Source organism: Desulfoluna sp. CYM3A (genome assembly GCF_056829965.1).
Map to the genome: position 1 here is coordinate 4,582,653 of NZ_CP186556.1, position 17,207 is coordinate 4,599,859.

Below are 17,207 nucleotides of genomic sequence, written 5' to 3' on the forward strand. Positions count from 1 at the left end.
GCTACACATGCCCCTCCGCGCATCGCACAATGGCCCTCTCATGAAAGTCCACGATGCGACGTCGCCCCTCCGGGCTCATCAGGATCTGACGGCACTCCTCTTCGTTGTCCATAAAAAAATTTTCCGTGAGGACGGCTGGCATGGCCGTGTGCTTCAACACGAAAAAATTCCTGTCCTTGTCAAAATCCCCGTCCCTGACGTCCGCACGCAGGGGCCTGTCCGGGAACTCGCGGACAAACTCCTCGGCAAAACAATGGGCCGCCGCATCGCTTTTCGTCGTCCCTTTGGACGAGTACACTTCAAACCCGGAGCCGCCCCCTGCGTTGGCGTGCACGCTCACATACAGAGAGGACTTGCCCCTGTAGCGGTTCGCCCGTGAGACCCGGGTCCCGAGGGTGACGTCCCGCTGCTCCGGGGCGATGAGGACATAGGGAATGCGCCTCTGGCTCAGGCGCTCCGACAGCCCGTTGACGATCCATCGGTTGAACTCCCCTTCAAAAAGCTGGCTCCCGTCCTCCCATCGGGGCGACCGCTTCCCCGAGGTCTGGTAGACACCATCAATCACACCGCCATGGCCCGCATCCAACAAAATCAGCATCTTTCTCTCCCTTCCCACCAGAAAAACCGTTGTGTTACAAAATGAGAGACTGACTCTCCGACTATGGGGTTTCTTTAAAGGCAGAAGCCGGGAAAAAGCAGTAGGGACATGCCTCCGGGGGCTCGTCTCCCTGGTGGACGTAGCCGCAGACTCGGCACCTGAAGGTTTTGCCGCCGGGGTTTTCCAGGGGATCGGTATCGCGCTGAACAGGCAGGTCCTCCAAGGGGGGCATGGCCGGCTTGTAGCCGGACAGGAGCCAGCCCGAAACAATGAGGCGCTGGATTTCGCTGGTGCCCTCATAAATCCTCAGCAGGCGGATATCCCGCATGAATTTTTCCACGGGGAACATTTTTGTGTATCCGTATCCCCCCAGGATCTGCATGGCCTCGTCCACCACCTCCCAGGCGGCCTCCGTGGCGTAAAATTTGGCAATGGAGGCGGCGATGGTGGGGTCTTTTCCCTCATCGGCCTTCCAGGCGGCTTTCCAGGTCAGGAGCCGGGCAGTCTCCACCTTCTGGTACATCTCGGCGAGCTTAAACTGCACGGCCTGGAATCCGGAGAGGGGCGAGCCAAAGGCGTGCCTCTTCTTGGCATAGTCCAGGGCAAACTCCATGGCGGAACGGGCCGCGCCCACGGCAAAGGCGCCGATCATGGGGCGGGTGCGGGCAAAGGTCTTCATGGCCAGCACAAAGCCCTTGCCCGGGTCTGCCAGCACATTGGACTTGGGCACCTTGACCCCGTCGAAGCGGACCCCCACGGTGTTGGAGCATCGCTGCCCCATCTTGGGGATGGGCTTGCCCACGGTGATCCCCTTGCACCGCATGTCCACGAACAGGGCACAGATCCCTTCATGGCTTGCCTTGGGGTCCACGGTGGCAAAAACCGACATGAAATCGCAGACGCCGCCGTTGGTGATCCAGTACTTGGTACCGGTGAGCAGGTAGTGATCCCCGGCGTCCGTTGCCCGGCACTTGATGGCCGACACATCCGAACCCATGGTGGGCTCCGAGGTGGCAAAGCTCACCCGGGCCCCCTCCACCAGCACCTGGGCGAAAATTTTTTTCTTCAATGCCTCGTTGTCCGACAGGATCAGGGGCTCCAGCCCCAGGGAGCTGTCGAAGACACTGGTGGCAATACCGGGGCATGCCGCGGCCAGCTCCTCGGTGACAAGGGCAGCGTCCACAAGGCCGTACCCACGCCCCCCATACTCGGACGGGATATCCGCATTCATGAACCCGGCGTCCAGGGCCTTTTCCAGCACCTTCACCGGTATCTCATCCTGTTCATCGTAATGCCAGGCCACGGGCAGCACATGGTCCGCAGCAAATCTCCGGGCCCGTTCCCGAAGGGCCAGCTGAGCGTCCGTCAGATGAAAATTGAGCATGAATCGTCTCCTGTCATGGGTTGAAGGGGAGGAAAAGGGCCTGATAAAAATGAAAAAAGTATACCACAGGCAAGAGACCCTGTGCAAAGCCGGGAGCAAGGAATCGTGGAAAAAGCCCGCCCCTGTCAGGCCTGGGGGAAGGAGCGTCTGAGGAGCTCTGAAAGGGAATCGGCCAGCCACTCCGCCGCAGGGGTCAGGGGCCTCCCTTTTTCCCGGATAAAGTAGATATCGCTTTGAAAGCTGCCCCCGCCAAAAACCACGGGGAGCTCCACCAGACGCCCTGCCCGGACATCCTCGGCCACCTGGTGCCGCGCAAGGGCGGCCCAGCCCTGCCCTTTAAGAACAAGCTCCCTGATCACATGGCTGCTCTCGCACTGCCAGATCCGCCGCCCGAACCGAAAGGCCTCGGGCTCCCGCTCCCCTTTCCGGCTCACCGTCACCAGTTGCCTGTGGGGAGCCATGTCCCCGGGGGTCACCTTTTCCAACCGGGCCAGAGGGTGGTGGGAAGCCGCCATCACCGCAAATTCCATGTGCCCCAGAAGGCGCCAGTCACACGCATCACCGGGAGCCGTAAGGGGAAGCTCAATGCCTGCGTCAACCCGTCCCGAGGCCACCATCTCCCCCACATCCCCCATCACCCCGGTAAGCAACTCCACCTCGGTGTCGGGGAAAGCGCCGGAGAACCCTTCCAAAAGATCGGAGAGGATCGAGGAGGGCACCAGCTCATCCACGGCAAGACGGATCATGGGTTCGGCCCCGCCGGCCAGGCGGTCGGCATGCTCTGAAAAAGCCCGGCATCGCTCACGGATCTCCCGGGCCTCCCGCAGGAGAGACTCCCCTTCAGGGGTCAGGGAGGGGTACTTGCCCGAACGATCGAAAAGCACCACCCCCAGATCGATCTCCAGGTTGGCGATGGCCGTGCTCACACGGCTCTGGGCCTTGCCAAGCCGCCGCGCCGCCGCTGAAAACGACCCGGTCTCCACCGCGGCGATGAACGCGTCTATATACTCCAGGCTGAATCCCATGATGTCTCCCATTGAAAGCGTATTTCCCGTGGACTGAAGGCCAGTGCGCTGTCGTAAGCCCTGCCACCGCCTGCCGTCACCAATCTATCCGAATATCGGATAGTACCAAACTTTTATCCAACCGAAAATGCGATTATATAACACCCAAAACGACCACACAGGCACCGCACATCGGCGGTGCCGCCACCCCATACGGCAACTAAACCGAAGGAAGAACCATGAACACCACCATGCGAAGCACAAAGGACAGGCTACGGCACGCCCTCCTCTTTGAAATCACCCTGCTCATAATCTGCGTCCCCCTTCTCTCCTGGGTGATGCACTCCCCCATGGAGAAAATGGGCGCCTTGAGCATCACCATGAGCCTCATGGCCATGGCCTGGAACTACCTCTACAACATCCTCTTCGACCATGCGCTGCTTCGGGCGGGCAGGCCCCTGTACCCCCGTGGGCTGGGACTGCGAACGGCCCACGCCCTGCTCTTCGAAGCCGGGCTGATGTGCGCCACCATCCCGTTGGTGATGTGGTGGCTCCACCTCTCCTTTTTCAAGGCCCTGATGCTGGACCTGGCTTTTCTGGTGATGGTGCCCGTCTACACGATTCTTTACAACGGGCTCTACGATCGGATCTTTCCGGTGGGTGGGCTTTCCGGCAAAGACGGAAAGATGGCGGGAAAACCGGCAGGGGTTGGGGGATAAAATGGCTTGGAAGGTGGCCGACGGCCGGAGGGGTTATTTCCAGAACTCCCACCACCGCTTTTCAGGGTAGAAGGTCCGTTCCATGTCGATGCGCGAGTCATCATAGGTCACGTCCAGCTCCCAGAGGGTATGCATGGCAACCTTCTGGGGGTTCTCGGGCGTATTCAGGGTCTTTGCCCGGAGCTCACCGTCGTGCCAGATTCGTGAGATGGCCTGGAGCTCGGCCTGCCTGGGGCTGTCCGCTTTGATGATCATGTTCTGGAAAAAGCCCTGCCGCACGGTTTTTCCATCCACCGCCATCAGATAATTGCTGCCGTTCATCAGTAAACGGTATTTTTTCATCGTCACTCGTCAATTGTATCGGGTTACGGAGCGTGGGGAAGGATCACCAATCAACGTTCCCAAGAAAAGCACAGATCGCCGCCATAACGAGGCGGATGATTTGCCGCTGAAATGGTCCTTCTGCAAAATGGCGATCCATTGCTCATGTGCCCGGTCGTGCCCGGTCCCCCCCACCAAGGGAAATGGGTACATAGCACAAGATGACTTTTCAGAGAAGAAAAAAGGCAGTATCCCCAACCGTTACCATATCCGAAGGCCACCGTCTGCCAAACATCTTCACGTTCCTCCCAAAGGCAGGCCGTGTTCCCTTCTCCCTATTTTAAGTAAGGAGAAAAAAGGCCCGGGGACACCGGGCCTTTGCTATCTCTTTGATCCATGGCTCGACAGGCGCCCTGTGTCATCCGGACGGCTCCCGGGTCAGTTCCACCCCGGGGGCAAGGAAGGGGACCAGTACCCCCACCACCGCATACTCCAGGGTTGTCAGGGCCCAGGCCCTGGTGTGGGTCTCCGGTGCCAGAAACCACCGCTGCCCCACCCCCTGGTAGATGGCGGCAATGGAGCGGGCCACCGGTTCGGGCTCCATCCCCACAAAGAGCCCCCGGGCCATGCCCTCCTGCAGGGTCCCGGTCAGGAGCGCCACGCAGCGTTCCGCCCAGCGGGCGAACAGGGGACGGTACTCGGGGTGGTGCATGGCCTGGTACATGAAATCGGCCACAAGGGGATAGCCCGTTTCCACCTCTTCCCGCTCCCTGTCGAACAGCACGTGGATACGGGCAAGGCGGGAAAAGACCGAAGGTTCCTGCTCAAGCTCCCGCTGCACGGCGTCGAAGACGGCATCGAAGTATGCGGTGAACGCCGCCTTGATAAGGGACTCTTTGGAGGAGAAGTAGTAGGCGATGCCTCCTTTTGAGAGGCCGGAACGGTGAGCGATATCGTCCATGCGAACGTTGGTGCTCCCTTTGTCGGCGATGGTTCGCACGGCGGCATGCGTACTCTGGACGCGAATCGCTACTACTTCCAGCTCGGACAGGCTGGGCCATGGGTCTCCTTTTGGGCGCATGAATACACGGCATCGTCGTATCTGTGGAAGCAGGGAGGCCCCTGCGTTACGGCTGAGGAGATCGCAGAACGGGTATCCGACCATCAGGTTGACAAAACGGCTGATCGAATTTCTCTTACGTTAACATCGTTCACCCTCAGATGTCAACCCAGGGTCGTGGGCAACTCGCCGCCATTGCGGCGCGAGCAAAAAAAACCGACCCGCGTCACGGGTCGGTTTTCCCCACGGGCCTTTATCTGCGCAGCTTTCGCTGATGGCGGCGGTACAGCCGGGCCCTTGAAAATTCAGTACGGGTGATGCCCCTGTTCCCCGGAAGCATCACCCCTTTTTCCTACCCGCCGAAGTTTCCGCCCCCGATGATGCCGTCGCTGTCATCCGGGTTGTAATCAAAACCGGTGAGCACACCGCCGGGCTCCATGACGCTCTCTGCGTTTTCTGGCCCCCAGAAGGCGGGGCATTGGGTTTTCAGCTGAGTGATGCGTTCGTCCATCTCAGCCTCAAGCATCCTCAGGTCCTCCACAAACGCCTGCATGGGCAGCTTGTCCGCCGAGGACATCTTGGAAATAATTTCGTTTTCCTTGTGGATGGCATCCCGCCACCGTTGAAGTTCCAGACTCAGGTTGGCACAGTATTGCTTGGTGTCCATAGCCCCTCCTTGTTTTTCAGCGTCAAGGTCACCGTCGCCCGCGTATGGTGCCTGCCGACGCGGTGTGGCCCTGAAGGCCAGACGGCCTGGCCGTCACACAAAACGCCCGTTTGATTTTCGCGTGCGTCCTCTTTGGCGATGTGCCCGGGTCCTTAGGAGAGAATAAGGGGACATGGTGATGCGTTGCATAAGGGGCCGTCGTGAGGTTGCGGCAGGGTGCATGGGAAGAGGCGTTAAAATACGAGGATCGTTCCTGGGCCAAGGCCAGGGGTCTGGGCCTGTTGGCTCCGCAGGCGGGTTCACTCCGAAAAAATTGATAATGATGAGCATGGCTGCCCGGCCGGTCACATCTGCCTCTATTCTTCATCAGGCGCGAAAGTAAGTCAACAAGAAAAACCAGCAATTAACGGCAATTATGCTGATTTCAGTTTATCCTCCCAGGCAAAGCCATCGCAAACTTACATCACGGTTCCCACCATGGCCACAACAAAGGCATAGCGACCAAGCTTCCCGATAAAGACAAGCAAAGCAAACCGGAAAAAAGGCACCCGAAAAAGCCCTCCCACAAGGCAAAGGGGATCCCCCACAACGGGCACCCAGGAGAGCAGAAGGGACCAGCTTCCCCACCGCCGGTACAGAGCCCGGGCCCGGCCCCGGGCAGCGGGATCGATGCGCAACACCCTCTCCATGAGAAAAGGACCGCCCCAGACCCCGATGCCCCAGGTGGTCAGGGCCCCCAGTACGTTGCCCGCAGTGGCCGACGCCAGGAGCATCCCGGGCTGCCCACCCTCCGCCAGCAGGGCCACAAGCAGCCACTCTGACCCCAGAGGGACCACGGTGGCCGCAAGAAAACTCACCGCAAAAAGAGACAGGACGCCGTGTTCGACAAAAAATTCCAGCATGTGGGATGGGGACCTTTCCTTGGTGTGATGGGCGCACGGGCGCGCTGGTTTCTCGCCGCAGAACCGGCGCCGGAGACACAAGATACATCACCCGGTCCCACAACGCAAAAGGCTTTCACGCGGCCCGTGCAGGGCCCCATCCTCACTCAAGCAGCCGCACCCCGAAGACCAGGGAGACGGAGACATCAAGGATATCGATCTCACTGGTGCGACCGATCCCCGTGGTGTAACCGGTACTGAACCGGAGGGCAAGGTGGCGGTTGAGGGCCTGGTCGAACCCGATCCCCAGCCTCGCGGCCCCGCCGGAGCGGCTGGAGGCATAGGCCGTGCCTTTGGGGTCCACGTCCATCATGCCGCCGGCAAGATCGATGAAACCGCGGGTGGTGCTCTCCGGGTTGAACAGCCAGCGGGTCTGGAGCATCAGGGTGGAGATCTCCACCTCTCCGTCGGTGATGTCATTATCGGCTTCGAAGTTGCCCGTCTTCATAAATATGGCGCCAATCTCCACATGATCTGTCACGCCGGCGGCATAGGCGATCTGCCAGCCCACCGAGGTATCGCCCTCGGACACGTCATAGGGGGCCAGAACCCCGCCCGACAACTCGATGGAACCCACGTCCCCGTAAGCCGTGCCCACCGCTGCACACAGCCCCAGGAGACAGATCCAGGGGATCCAACGGAAAAAAAGGATGCGCTTCATGGCGTCCTCCCAAACAAAACCCGGCTGCCGAATCACTGGGAGCACACACAAAAACCCTCAGGACAACACGCGGAAGGCACGGGCGCCGACAACTCCTGAGGCGCCGTGGACCGAATTCATGAAATCAATGATGATGGGGATACCCGGAGCCTGTGATGTCCACAGCAATCCGGGATGGAAGGCAAGCAGGACAAAGCGGAGGGAACCAACGTAACGAAATGAAGGCAATAAAGACAAGCGGGTAACGATGGGTGACTAATGATGAAAAATCCTGTAAGCCTGACGATGGTTCATTTTCTCCCAAATCGCGCATCCTGTCAACAATAACACACTGTCTTTCCACCATATAAAGACCACATCGCCGAAATCACCGTCCCTGTTCTTCCCGGCGATGAGAAATGGGTCCACGCGAGAAAAAGCGCCCTGCCCCCGAGCCTTGGCGCGCCCTTTACACCCTGGGCATAACCTGTTAAAAATAAGCGTATTACAAAAATCGCCGCCTTTTTTCGCCGGCATCAAAACGGCGACCGCGGCGGTCACCCGTCAACGCCCCATGATGCTCCGGCAATGGTGCTCCGCAATCTCGCCGGTGCCAACCTCACACCATCCAACAGCCCGGGTCTTGCCATGTTGCAAAAGCCTGCCCACATGCTTGTCTGTTCCCACATGCTGCTCAGCTTCGGGGGCCTCTGCCTCCATGCCGGCCTTCACCCGCCCGTCAAGAGCCTCTTCTTCTGGTGGGCCGCCCCTGTCAGCGTGTTCAGCCTCCTGCTTTTGCCTCCCCTTTTCCTGCGGCCCGCCACCGTGGGCGTGGCTGTCCTGATGAACGCCTTTGCCGTCACCGCAGGGGTCGTGGGCATGGTGTACTTCTCCCTTCTCAACCCTCCGGTTCCCCTGACCCCGGGGACCCTCCTGTCACACTCCACCCTGGCCCCCGTCTGTATCCTCCTGGGAAAACTCCCGCTGGCCCAGGCCATCTTCATGGTCATGAAACAGGAGGCCCCATGACCATCCGCACGGCTCCCATCCAAGCCCGGGGTGCCCGGTACGGCATCATCATGGGGAGCCTGGTCGTTCTATTTCTCCTCTTCTGCGGTGCCCTTGCCATCCCTTTTCTTTTTGAATCCTTTTCCATCAAATACAAATTCGGCCTTGCCAAGCTCCTTCTCCGGGCAGGAAAGCTGGCGGGCATGGCAGCAGCCCTCCTGTTGATGGTGCAACTGGTCCTCGCCTCCCGCCTCACATGGCTCAATCGCCTGGTGGGCATGGACCGGCTTTTGACCCTGCACAAGGCCAACGGCCTGCTTATCGCCCTTCTCGCCCTGGCCCACCCCCTCCTTGTCTTCGGCCCCGAAGAGGTAACCTCCCTGCCCCTGAAGGCCGCCTACTGGCCGGAAATCGTGGGGGCCGGTCTTCTCATGGGCCTCTTTTACCAGACCGCATCCGCCCTGTTTAAAAAGGCCCTGGGCTTTCCCTTCCACCTCTGGATGCGAGCCCACCAGCTGGGCGGAGGCCTTGTGCTGGTCCTGCTCTTTGTCCACCTCCTCTTCTCCAGCGAAACCTTTGAGGAGGGGCTTCCCCGAGCCCTTGGCCTGCTCTTCGGCACCCTCTGCCTCGGGGTGGTCATCCGTCGCCACCTCCCTGCCCTGCGCCACCTCTCCCCCTGGCGGGTCGAGAAGGTCGCCCCTGCCGGCAAGCGCGCCACCCGCATCCACCTGCAGCCCGAAGGAAAGCGCCCTTTTCGTTACCTTCCCGGACAGTTTGCCTTTCTCTCTTTTCCCTCTTCCGTGGTGTCTCCCGAGGAGCACCCCTTTACCATCGCCTCGTCCCCCACCCAACCCAACGCCCTGGAGTTCATCATCGGAAAGAGCGGAGACTGGACCCGTGCCATGGATTGCGTCAGGGAAGGGGAGCCTGTCTTCATCGACGGGCCCTACGGCAGCTTCTCTCATCTGGTGCGTGCAGACGACGCCCCCCTGGTCTTCATTGCCGGGGGTATCGGCATCACCCCCATGCTCAGCATGCTCCGATACATGAACGATACCCGGGACAACCGGCCCGTCATCCTGATCTGGAGCAACCGCACCCCGGACTCCCTGTTCAACGCCGAGGAGCTGGTCCGGATCAAGCGCAACCACCCGGCACTTTCGGTGCACCTTCTCTTCACAGGGGCCCCTGAAAAGGAGCGGCTCACCCCAGAGACCCTGCACGCGTTCATGGGCCACCTCCAGGCGCCCCAGGTCCTTGTCTGCGGTCCGCCCCCCATGATGACTGCCGTTGAGGCCATGCTCAGGGAGATGGGCATCCCGGCAAGTCGAATCCATACCGAAACCTTCGGTTTTTGATATATGTCACGAGTCTATATTAAAAGGAGACCATCACCATGAAAACCAGGCACCTTGTCATCCCCATACTGTTTCTTTGCCTCACCGCAACCGCCCAGGCCAAACCGAGTGACTGGAAGCTGGACACCGCCCACTCGGGAATCTATTTCGACGCCCGACACATCTTCTCCACGGTTCGCGGCCATTTTGAAGACTTCTCGGCCACGCTCACCATCGACCCGGAGGCCATGGAAAACTCCCAATGCCTCATCACCGTCAAAGCCAAAAGCATCACCACCTTCAACCGCAAACGGGATACCCACCTGCGGTCCGATGAATTGCTGGACACAGGAGAGTACCCCACCCTCACCTTTCAGAGCACCCGGGTCATCCCCAAAGGGGACAACCAATACCTCATTGAAGGGGACCTCACCATCCGGGGTGTCACAAAAACAATATCAGCCCCCATGACCTTTCACGGAATCAAGCCCAACCCCTTCAAACCGTCCCAGCAGGTGGCGGGCTTCACCACCGAATTTGCCATCAACCGCCTCGACTTCAAGGTGGGCGACGGTACCTTCTACAAGATGGGCGTCATAGATAAGGATGTGGACATCACCATCTCCATTGAAGCCTTAAAGTGACAGGCTGAACAGGGCCCGCGGCTCCGACACCGATACTCGCCACCACAGACACCTCACCAGGGAGACCCCATGGATATCCACGCCCTCTTCAACGCCCTCACAGCCGACGACACCGGCGTCCACCTCACCATCCCCTCCACCTGGCTCCAGGGCCGAACCGCCTTCGGCGGCCTCGTTGCCGCAGCGGGGCTCGCCGCCATGCGCCGCAAGGTGCCCGGGGACCTTCCCTTGCGCAACCTCCTCACCGCCTTTGTGGGCCCCACGGGCACCGACGGCATCCGGGCCGAGGCGTCCCTCCTCAGGCAGGGAAACTCCGTCACCCACGTACAGGCCCGGGTGCTCACCTCAGACAACGAGCCGTGTGCCACCCTCCACGGGTGCTTCGGCACAAGCCGTCCCTCACGCATCCGCCACCCCGGTCCCCCGGCGCCTGACTGGCCGGCCCCGGAGGCCCTCACCGAGCTCCCCTTCATGGAAGGGCTCACACCCAGCTTCACCCGATACTTCCGCTACCACTGGGCCGATGGGCCCTACCCCTTTGAGGGGCGCTCCGAAGGATCCTACGGTGGCTGGATCAGCTGCCGGGGCGAGGCGCATAAAACTCGCGAAGCCCATCTGCTCGCCTTCATGGACGCCTGGCCCTCTCCCTCCCTGTCCATGCTCGACACCGTGGCACCGGCCAGCACCCTCACCTGGCATCTGGAAATGTGCGATGCCCCTTGCGATTTCGCCACCACCGACAGCTGGCGATTTAAGACCCGCGTGGACACCGCGGAACACGGATACGTGGGCGAGGAGGCAAGGCTCTGGGCCCCCGACGGAAAACTGGCGGGAATCTCAAGGCAGGTGGTCACGGTGTTTGGTTGATCCCCGGCCCGTGAATCAACCTGAAATTTGGGACTTATCCCGGATATTTATATTGACAATTGGTGATAATCCGATTAACCGTTATGACAATTACGGCACCATGGACCCGGCCTTGTCCCGGCGCTCCATGCATCGCGCCACACACGAGCGTTTCGAAAAGAGACATCCGTCCCAGAAGAACCCTATTCTCCGAATCTGCAGCGGGCGCCCCGCAGCCGAGCGGATCATCCAGCGGAGGTTCATCCCATGTCTGACGGCACCATTGTGATCAACGGCAACAGCCACCCCTTCAAACCCGGCCAGACCATTCTCGAGGCGGCGGAAGATGCGGGAATTCCCATTCCCACCCTCTGCCACTTAAAGGGCACCACACCCACCGGCGCCTGTCGCCTCTGCGTGGTGGAGGTCAAGGGAGCCAGGAACCTTCTGGCGTCCTGCTCCACTCCGGCGGAAGACGGAATGGAGATCCAGACCGAGTCCCCCACGGTCGTCCGGTCACGAAAAATGACCCTTGAACTCCTCCTCACGTCGGGAAACCATGACTGCTTAAGCGACGGGTCCCTCAAAGACGCCAAGGCCCTCTTCGATGCCAGGGCAGAAGCAGACGGACACTCCGAGCACCTCTGCCCCTCCTGGGGGGATTGCAAACTCCAGGAGTACGCCCTTCAGTACGGAGCCACGGGCACCGCGTACCCGAAAACCCCGCCCACCTATCCCCCCGAACTCAAAAACCCGCTGATCATCCGCGATTTTTCCAGGTGTATTCTCTGCGGACGCTGCGTCCAGGCCTGCAACGAAGTCCAGGTCAACGAGGCCATCAGCTACGGGTACAGGGGCGCCGAAAGCAAAATCGTCGCCCTGGGGGACCTGCCCCTGTCCGAATCGGCCTGTGTCTTCTGCGGTGAATGCGTCCAGGCCTGCCCCACCGGGGCCCTGGTGGAAAAGAAATCCAAGGGTGTCTGGAGGCCGTGGGATGTGACCACCGTCCGCACCACCTGTCCCTACTGCGGGGTGGGCTGTCAGCAGACCCTCCACGTCAAGGACGGAAAAATCGTCAAAGTCACCGGAGACGAGGAGGCCCTGCCCAACAAGGGCCGCCTCTGCGTGAAAGGGCGGTTCGGCTACGACTTCATCTACTCAGACGAACGGCTCACGACCCCCCTTATCCGGAAAAACGGGGAGCTCCAGGAGGCCTCCTGGGACGAAGCCCTGGATTTGGTCACCGACAAGCTCAAAACCATCGATCCAAATCGGAGTCGACCCGATGCCGTGGCAGGGGTCAGCTGCGCACGGAGCATCAACGAAGACTCCTACCAGATGCAGAAACTCTTCCGGTCGGTGTTCAAGACAAACAACATAGACCATTGCGCCCGCACCTGACATGCCCCCACCGTCGCCGGTCTGGCGACAAGTTTTGGTTCCGGTGCCATGACCAACTCCTTCGGGGAGTTTGATCGCGCCAAGATGTTCTTTGTTATCGGCTCCAACATGACGGAAGCCCACCCTGTTGCGTCCACCTTCCTGAAAAACGCCGTGAAAAAGGGCGCAAAACTCATCGTGGCGGACCCGCGCCGCCACAAGCTGGTGGATTACGCGGACCTTCACCTCCAGCTCAAGGTGGGCAGCGACATCGCCCTGATCAACGCCTTGATGCATGTGATCATCGAAGAAGAGCTCTTTGACCCCGACTTTGTCACAGAGAACACCGAAGGGTTTGCGGCCCTCTCCGCCGAGGTCTCCAAGGCCACCCCCGAGGCCATGGCCCCCATCTGCGGCATTGAGGCCGACACCATCCGGCGGGCCGCCCGCATGCTTGCCTCGGTGCGCCCGGCCATGCTCTGCTACACCCTGGGCATCACCGAGCACACCTGCGGAAAAAACAACGTCATGTCCGTGGCCAACCTCCAGATGCTTTTGGGGAACATGGGCGTGGAGTGCGGGGGCGTCAACCCCCTGCGCGGCCAGAACAACGTCCAGGGAGCCTGCGACATGGGCGCCCTTCCCGGGGTTTTCCACGGCTACCAGAAGGTCACCGACCCCGCGGCCCGGGCAAAATTCGAGGAAGCCTGGAACGTCACGGGCCTTCCCGAGACCCCGGGGCTCATGATCCCCCACATGATGGAAGGCCTGGAGGAGAAAAAAGTCCGGGCGTTCTGGATCTTCGGGGAGAACCTGGCCAACACCGAGCCCGATATCCGAAAAGTCGAGCATGAGCTCGCCTCGGCCGAGTTCCTCATCTGCCAGGATATCTTCCTCAACGAAACCACAAAATTCGCCGACGTGGTCCTTCCGGCAGCGGCCTGGAGCGAAAACGACGGCACCTTCACCAACAGCGAGCGCCGGGTCAACCGCGTCCGCACGGCCTCCACCCCACCGGGTGAGGCCCGGCCCAACTGGTGGATCTTCCGGGAAATCGCCAAGCGCTTCGGCCACCAGTGGCCCTCGGCAAGCGCCCGGGAGATCTGGGACAACGAGATCTCGGCCCTGGCCCCCAACTTCAAGGGGATCACCTACGGCCGCATCGAAGGGGACGGGCTCCAGTGGCCCTGCCCGAGTGCAGACCACCCCGGCACCCCCTTCCTCCACAAGGACGGGCGATTCACCCACGGCAAGGGGATCTTCAACCCCACGGCCTGGACCCCGCCCGCCGAGGTAACCGATGAGGACTACCCCTTTGTCCTGAGCACAGGGCGGCGCCTCTACCACTACCACACCCGCACCCAGACCGGCCGATGCGACGGACTCAACGACCTCCTGGGCGAAGAGACCTGCGACATCTCACCGGCTGACGCCAGACGCCTTGGCATCCGGCAGGCAGAGCCCGTCCGGGTCTCCTCCAAGCGCGGGGCCGTCACGGTGAAGGCCCGGGTGACCCCGGAGATCCCCGAAGGCATGATCTGGATGGCCTTTCACTTCCGGGAAGGCAACGCCAACTGGCTCACCAACCCGGCCTACGACCCGGAAACCCTCACCGCCGAATACAAAGCCTGTGCGGTGCAGGTGGAAAAAGTCGCCCCTGCGGCTGACGGGTCCGTAGAAACCGCGGAAAGCCTCACGGCCGCCGCCGGATCCTGATCCCTTTACGGGGGTCACATCCGAACCGTTAAACCTGAAAAACCCTTTGCACGTATCCGTGCAAAGGGTTTTTTGTTTCAAACTGTACTGCTGGCCTTCTATGGTTAAAGCGGGTTTGATAAACAAGCCTTAAGCGTTCTTGAATGAAGTTAAGATCCTGGTTATCGTTTGACCACGCCCTTCGAAAAAACATTGAAAAATCGACCGAAACGGAGCGCCGCACTCCGGTGCGGCTTTTTAGTCCGTCGCTACCCAAGCCGCACTGGAGTGCGGCGCTCCAGGGGACAAGGGCATTGGAGGGTGGGGATGTAAACAAGCCGATGGCCCAAACGATGATCAGGTTATGTCTGTTTGAAAGGCGGATGTGATTTCAAGGTGGCACACCTTGCCGCCGGAGGCATCTTTTTGGTTTTTCTCTAGCTCCGGCCCCGTGCGCATCCGAATTTGGCTGGTGAGACAGGCTTGCATCTCACGAAAATTTATCGAAAAGGATCATCTCCTCTTCCACGCCGAGGCTTTCGAGCATGGCAAGGATCGCGTCGATCATAAGGGGAGGCCCGCAGAGGTAGTACTCGATCTCGGCGGGGTCGGGGTGGTCTTTCAGGAAGTTTTCATAGACCGAGCTGTGGATGAAGCCGCGAAAACCATCCCAGTCGTCTTCGGGAAGAGGTGCGGACAGGGCAACATGGTAGTCGAAGTTGGTGTGTTCCTCGGTCAGCTGCTTGTACTCCTCGTCGTAGAACATCTCCCGTTTGGAGCGCGCCCCGTACCAGAAGCTCATGGTCCGTTTGCAGTCCAGGGCATGGAGCTGGTGGAAGATATGGCTGCGCATGGGGGCCATGCCTGCCCCGCCGCCAATGAAGCAGAGCTCCCGCTCCGTCTCTTTGACGAAAAACTCCCCGTAGGGCCCGGAAAGGGTCACCTTGTCTCCGGGCTTTAAGTTAAACAGGTAGGTGGTTCCCACCCCCGGGGGGGCGTCCGGAACGTTGGGAGGGGGCGTTGCGATGCGGACGTTAAGCATCACGCGTCGGTTGTCCGCCGGGGGATTGGCCATGGAGTAGGCCCTGAAGGCATTTTCCTCGTTTTTGTGGGAGAGGGACCACAGGTTCTGGGCATCCCAGTCTTCCCGGTACTCTTCTTCGATGTCAAAATCCGTAAACCGGATGTCGTAGGGGGGAATGTCGATCTGGATATAGGACCCCGCCTGGAAGGACATGGTCTTGTCCTCATCGAGATCGATGATGAGTTCCTTGATAAAGGTAGAGACATTGGCGTTGGAGACCACAGTGCCGTCGTATTTGCAGATGCTGAAGATCTCGTCGGGCACATGGATCTCCAGGTCGTCTTTCACCTTGAGCTGGCACGCCATGCGCACGTTGGACATGCGCTCCTTTCGCGAAACATGACTGAGCTCCGTGGGCAGAAGCTCCCCTCCCCCTTTGTCCACCACGCACTTGCACATCCCGCAGGATCCGCTTCCCCCGCAGGCGGACGGCAGCAGCACCCCGCTTCCCAGAAGAGCCGAAAGCAGTGTGGGGGTGCCCTCCACCCGGATGGGGTTGCCGGTGTCGTCGTTGATGACGATGGTCCGCTCTCCCTGAATCGTGACGAGCCGCTCCACGATAATCAACACGATCACCAGAAAAAGAATGATGCCGACAAACACGGCCAAGCTCACCAGGTAAATCAAGGGTGCCTCCTTGGGTTTACGTCCCCATGCCCGAAAAGATCATGAAACTCATGGCCATGAGGCCACTGACGATCATGGTGATGCCGAACCCTTCGAGCCCGTGGGGCACATGGGCATACCGCATCTTGAAACGGATGGCGGCCATGGTGATGATGGCCACCATCCAGCCGGTGCCGGACCCGAAGCCGAAAACCAGGGACTCCGTGAAGGTGTAGTGCCTCTCCACCATGAACAGGGAGGTGCCCAAAATGGCGCAGTTTACGGCGATAAGGGGAAGAAACACACCTAAATTGGTGTAGAGGGTTGGAGAATAGCGGTCGATGATCATCTCCACCACCTGCACCATGGCGGCGATGGTGGCAATGAAGGTGATGTACTTCAGAAAATTGAGGTCCACGTCGGGAAGGCCCGCCCAGGAAAGGGCCCCGGGGGCCAGGAGAAAATGGTAAATCAACCAGTTGGCAGGGGAGGTGATGGTCAGGACAAACACCACGGCAAGCCCAAGCCCCACGGCCGTGCGCAGGGTCTTGGAGACCGCCACAAAGGAGCACATGCCCAAAAAATAGGCCAGCAGGATGTTGCCCACAAACACCGAGTTGAAAAACAGGTCGAACAGGTCACCCATCATCTAATCCTCCTCCTCCGGCATGCCACCCTGGATCCAGACCAGGAGCCCGATGACGATAAAGGCCCCCGGCGCCAGGGTCATGAGGCCCATGTTCATAAATCCTGCGTCGTACAGGGCCTGGGGCACCACCTGAACACCGAAGATCTTGCCCGCCCCCAGAAACTCCCGCAGAAAGGCCACCCCCACCAGCACGATGGCGTACCCCATGCCGTTGCCCAGGCCGTCGGCCAGGGCAAGGGGCGGGGGGTTGGCCATGGCAAAGGACTCGGCCCGCCCCATGATGATGCAGTTGGTGATGATCAGCCCCACGAAGATGGAGAGCTGCTTGCTGATGTCGTAGAGGTAGGCTTTCAGAATCTCATCGGCCACCACCACCAGGGAGGCGATGACCGTCAGCTCCACGATCATGCGGATGTTGCGGGGAATGTGGTTGCGCAGGATGGAGATGATCACGTTGGAGGAGGTCAGTACCCCGGTCAGGGCCAGGGCCATGACAAAGGCGGTTTTCATCTGGACCGTCACGGCAAGGGCCGAGCAGATCCCCAGGATCTGGCGGGAAATGGGGTTGTCGTCCCACAGGGCCGCCTTGAATGTACGAAACCATCGAGTTCGGGTAAAGCCCAT

The 17,207-nt window shown here is 60.2% G+C and carries 17 protein-coding genes; 6 read left to right on the forward strand and 11 right to left on the reverse strand.

Annotated elements, in window-relative coordinates:
* Position 1: 1 nt before the first annotated feature.
* The 3 genes from ACOYW1_RS23220 to ACOYW1_RS23230 form a co-directional block, all read right to left on the reverse strand.
* Complete coding sequence (locus ACOYW1_RS23220; protein ID WP_482419932.1) at positions 2 to 598, reverse strand: N-acetylmuramoyl-L-alanine amidase; 597 nt, start codon at positions 596 to 598, stop codon at positions 2 to 4.
* A gap of 61 nt (positions 599 to 659) precedes the next feature.
* Positions 660 to 1,982 carry an acyl-CoA dehydrogenase family protein gene (locus ACOYW1_RS23225; protein WP_482417999.1) on the reverse strand — a complete coding sequence of 441 codons (1,323 nt, stop codon included), beginning with the start codon at positions 1,980 to 1,982 and terminating at the stop codon, positions 660 to 662.
* A 125-nt stretch (positions 1,983 to 2,107) separates the two neighbouring features.
* Positions 2,108 to 3,007 carry a LysR family transcriptional regulator gene (locus tag ACOYW1_RS23230; RefSeq protein ID WP_482419933.1) on the reverse strand — a complete coding sequence of 300 codons (900 nt, stop codon included), beginning with the start codon at positions 3,005 to 3,007 and terminating at the stop codon, positions 2,108 to 2,110.
* Positions 3,008 to 3,225: 218 nt separating this feature from the next.
* Between ACOYW1_RS23230 and ACOYW1_RS23235 the strand changes: the two genes are divergently transcribed.
* A complete protein-coding gene (locus ACOYW1_RS23235) occupies positions 3,226 to 3,705 on the forward strand; it encodes a PACE efflux transporter (protein WP_482418001.1) in 480 nt (159 codons plus the stop codon).
* A gap of 33 nt (positions 3,706 to 3,738) precedes the next feature.
* Here ACOYW1_RS23235 and ACOYW1_RS23240 read toward each other — a convergent pair whose 3' ends face one another.
* The 5 genes from ACOYW1_RS23240 to ACOYW1_RS23260 all read right to left on the reverse strand — a co-directional run bounded on the left by ACOYW1_RS23240 (position 3,739) and on the right by ACOYW1_RS23260 (position 7,355).
* A complete protein-coding gene (locus ACOYW1_RS23240) occupies positions 3,739 to 4,047 on the reverse strand; it encodes a hypothetical protein (RefSeq protein ID WP_180142862.1) in 309 nt (102 codons plus the stop codon).
* A gap of 397 nt (positions 4,048 to 4,444) precedes the next feature.
* Positions 4,445 to 5,107, reverse strand: coding sequence for a TetR/AcrR family transcriptional regulator (locus ACOYW1_RS23245; RefSeq protein ID WP_482419934.1), 663 nt, complete (start codon positions 5,105 to 5,107; stop codon positions 4,445 to 4,447).
* Between the two features lie 331 nt (positions 5,108 to 5,438).
* Entirely contained in the window at positions 5,439 to 5,753 is a 315-nt protein-coding gene (locus ACOYW1_RS23250; RefSeq protein ID WP_180142858.1) for a hypothetical protein, read from the reverse strand.
* A 458-nt stretch (positions 5,754 to 6,211) separates the two neighbouring features.
* Positions 6,212 to 6,655 carry a YqaA family protein gene (locus ACOYW1_RS23255; RefSeq protein WP_482419935.1) on the reverse strand — a complete coding sequence of 148 codons (444 nt, stop codon included), beginning with the start codon at positions 6,653 to 6,655 and terminating at the stop codon, positions 6,212 to 6,214.
* A gap of 142 nt (positions 6,656 to 6,797) precedes the next feature.
* Positions 6,798 to 7,355 carry a hypothetical protein gene (locus tag ACOYW1_RS23260; protein ID WP_482419936.1) on the reverse strand — a complete coding sequence of 186 codons (558 nt, stop codon included), beginning with the start codon at positions 7,353 to 7,355 and terminating at the stop codon, positions 6,798 to 6,800.
* 567 nt (positions 7,356 to 7,922) lie between these two features.
* Between ACOYW1_RS23260 and ACOYW1_RS23265 the strand changes: the two genes are divergently transcribed.
* The 5 genes from ACOYW1_RS23265 to fdhF all read left to right on the forward strand — a co-directional run bounded on the left by ACOYW1_RS23265 (position 7,923) and on the right by fdhF (position 14,265).
* The gene (locus tag ACOYW1_RS23265) at positions 7,923 to 8,363 is read left to right on the forward strand and encodes a hypothetical protein (protein ID WP_482419937.1); all 441 of its coding nucleotides are present in this window, start codon (positions 7,923 to 7,925) and stop codon (positions 8,361 to 8,363) included.
* Positions 8,360 to 9,700 (forward strand): ferredoxin reductase family protein, encoded by a 1,341-nt coding sequence (locus tag ACOYW1_RS23270; protein WP_482419938.1) that lies wholly within the window; start codon positions 8,360 to 8,362, stop codon positions 9,698 to 9,700. The genes ACOYW1_RS23265 and ACOYW1_RS23270 overlap by 4 nt, the downstream gene beginning before the upstream one ends.
* A gap of 38 nt (positions 9,701 to 9,738) precedes the next feature.
* Positions 9,739 to 10,323 carry a YceI family protein gene (locus ACOYW1_RS23275; RefSeq protein ID WP_482419939.1) on the forward strand — a complete coding sequence of 195 codons (585 nt, stop codon included), beginning with the start codon at positions 9,739 to 9,741 and terminating at the stop codon, positions 10,321 to 10,323.
* Between the two features lie 69 nt (positions 10,324 to 10,392).
* Positions 10,393 to 11,190, forward strand: coding sequence for a thioesterase family protein (locus ACOYW1_RS23280; RefSeq protein ID WP_482419940.1), 798 nt, complete (start codon positions 10,393 to 10,395; stop codon positions 11,188 to 11,190).
* A gap of 246 nt (positions 11,191 to 11,436) precedes the next feature.
* Positions 11,437 to 14,265 (forward strand): formate dehydrogenase subunit alpha, encoded by a 2,829-nt coding sequence (gene fdhF / locus ACOYW1_RS23285; protein WP_482419941.1) that lies wholly within the window; start codon positions 11,437 to 11,439, stop codon positions 14,263 to 14,265.
* A gap of 469 nt (positions 14,266 to 14,734) precedes the next feature.
* Here fdhF and nqrF read toward each other — a convergent pair whose 3' ends face one another.
* The 3 genes from nqrF to ACOYW1_RS23300 are packed head-to-tail and all read right to left on the reverse strand — an operon-like array spanning position 14,735 to position 17,207.
* Positions 14,735 to 15,955 (reverse strand): NADH:ubiquinone reductase (Na(+)-transporting) subunit F, encoded by a 1,221-nt coding sequence (gene nqrF, locus ACOYW1_RS23290; protein ID WP_482419942.1) that lies wholly within the window; start codon positions 15,953 to 15,955, stop codon positions 14,735 to 14,737.
* Between the two features lie 16 nt (positions 15,956 to 15,971).
* Complete coding sequence (nqrE, locus tag ACOYW1_RS23295) at positions 15,972 to 16,583, reverse strand: NADH:ubiquinone reductase (Na(+)-transporting) subunit E (RefSeq protein ID WP_482418011.1); 612 nt, start codon at positions 16,581 to 16,583, stop codon at positions 15,972 to 15,974.
* Positions 16,584 to 17,207, reverse strand: coding sequence for an NADH:ubiquinone reductase (Na(+)-transporting) subunit D (locus ACOYW1_RS23300; protein WP_482418012.1), 624 nt, complete (start codon positions 17,205 to 17,207; stop codon positions 16,584 to 16,586).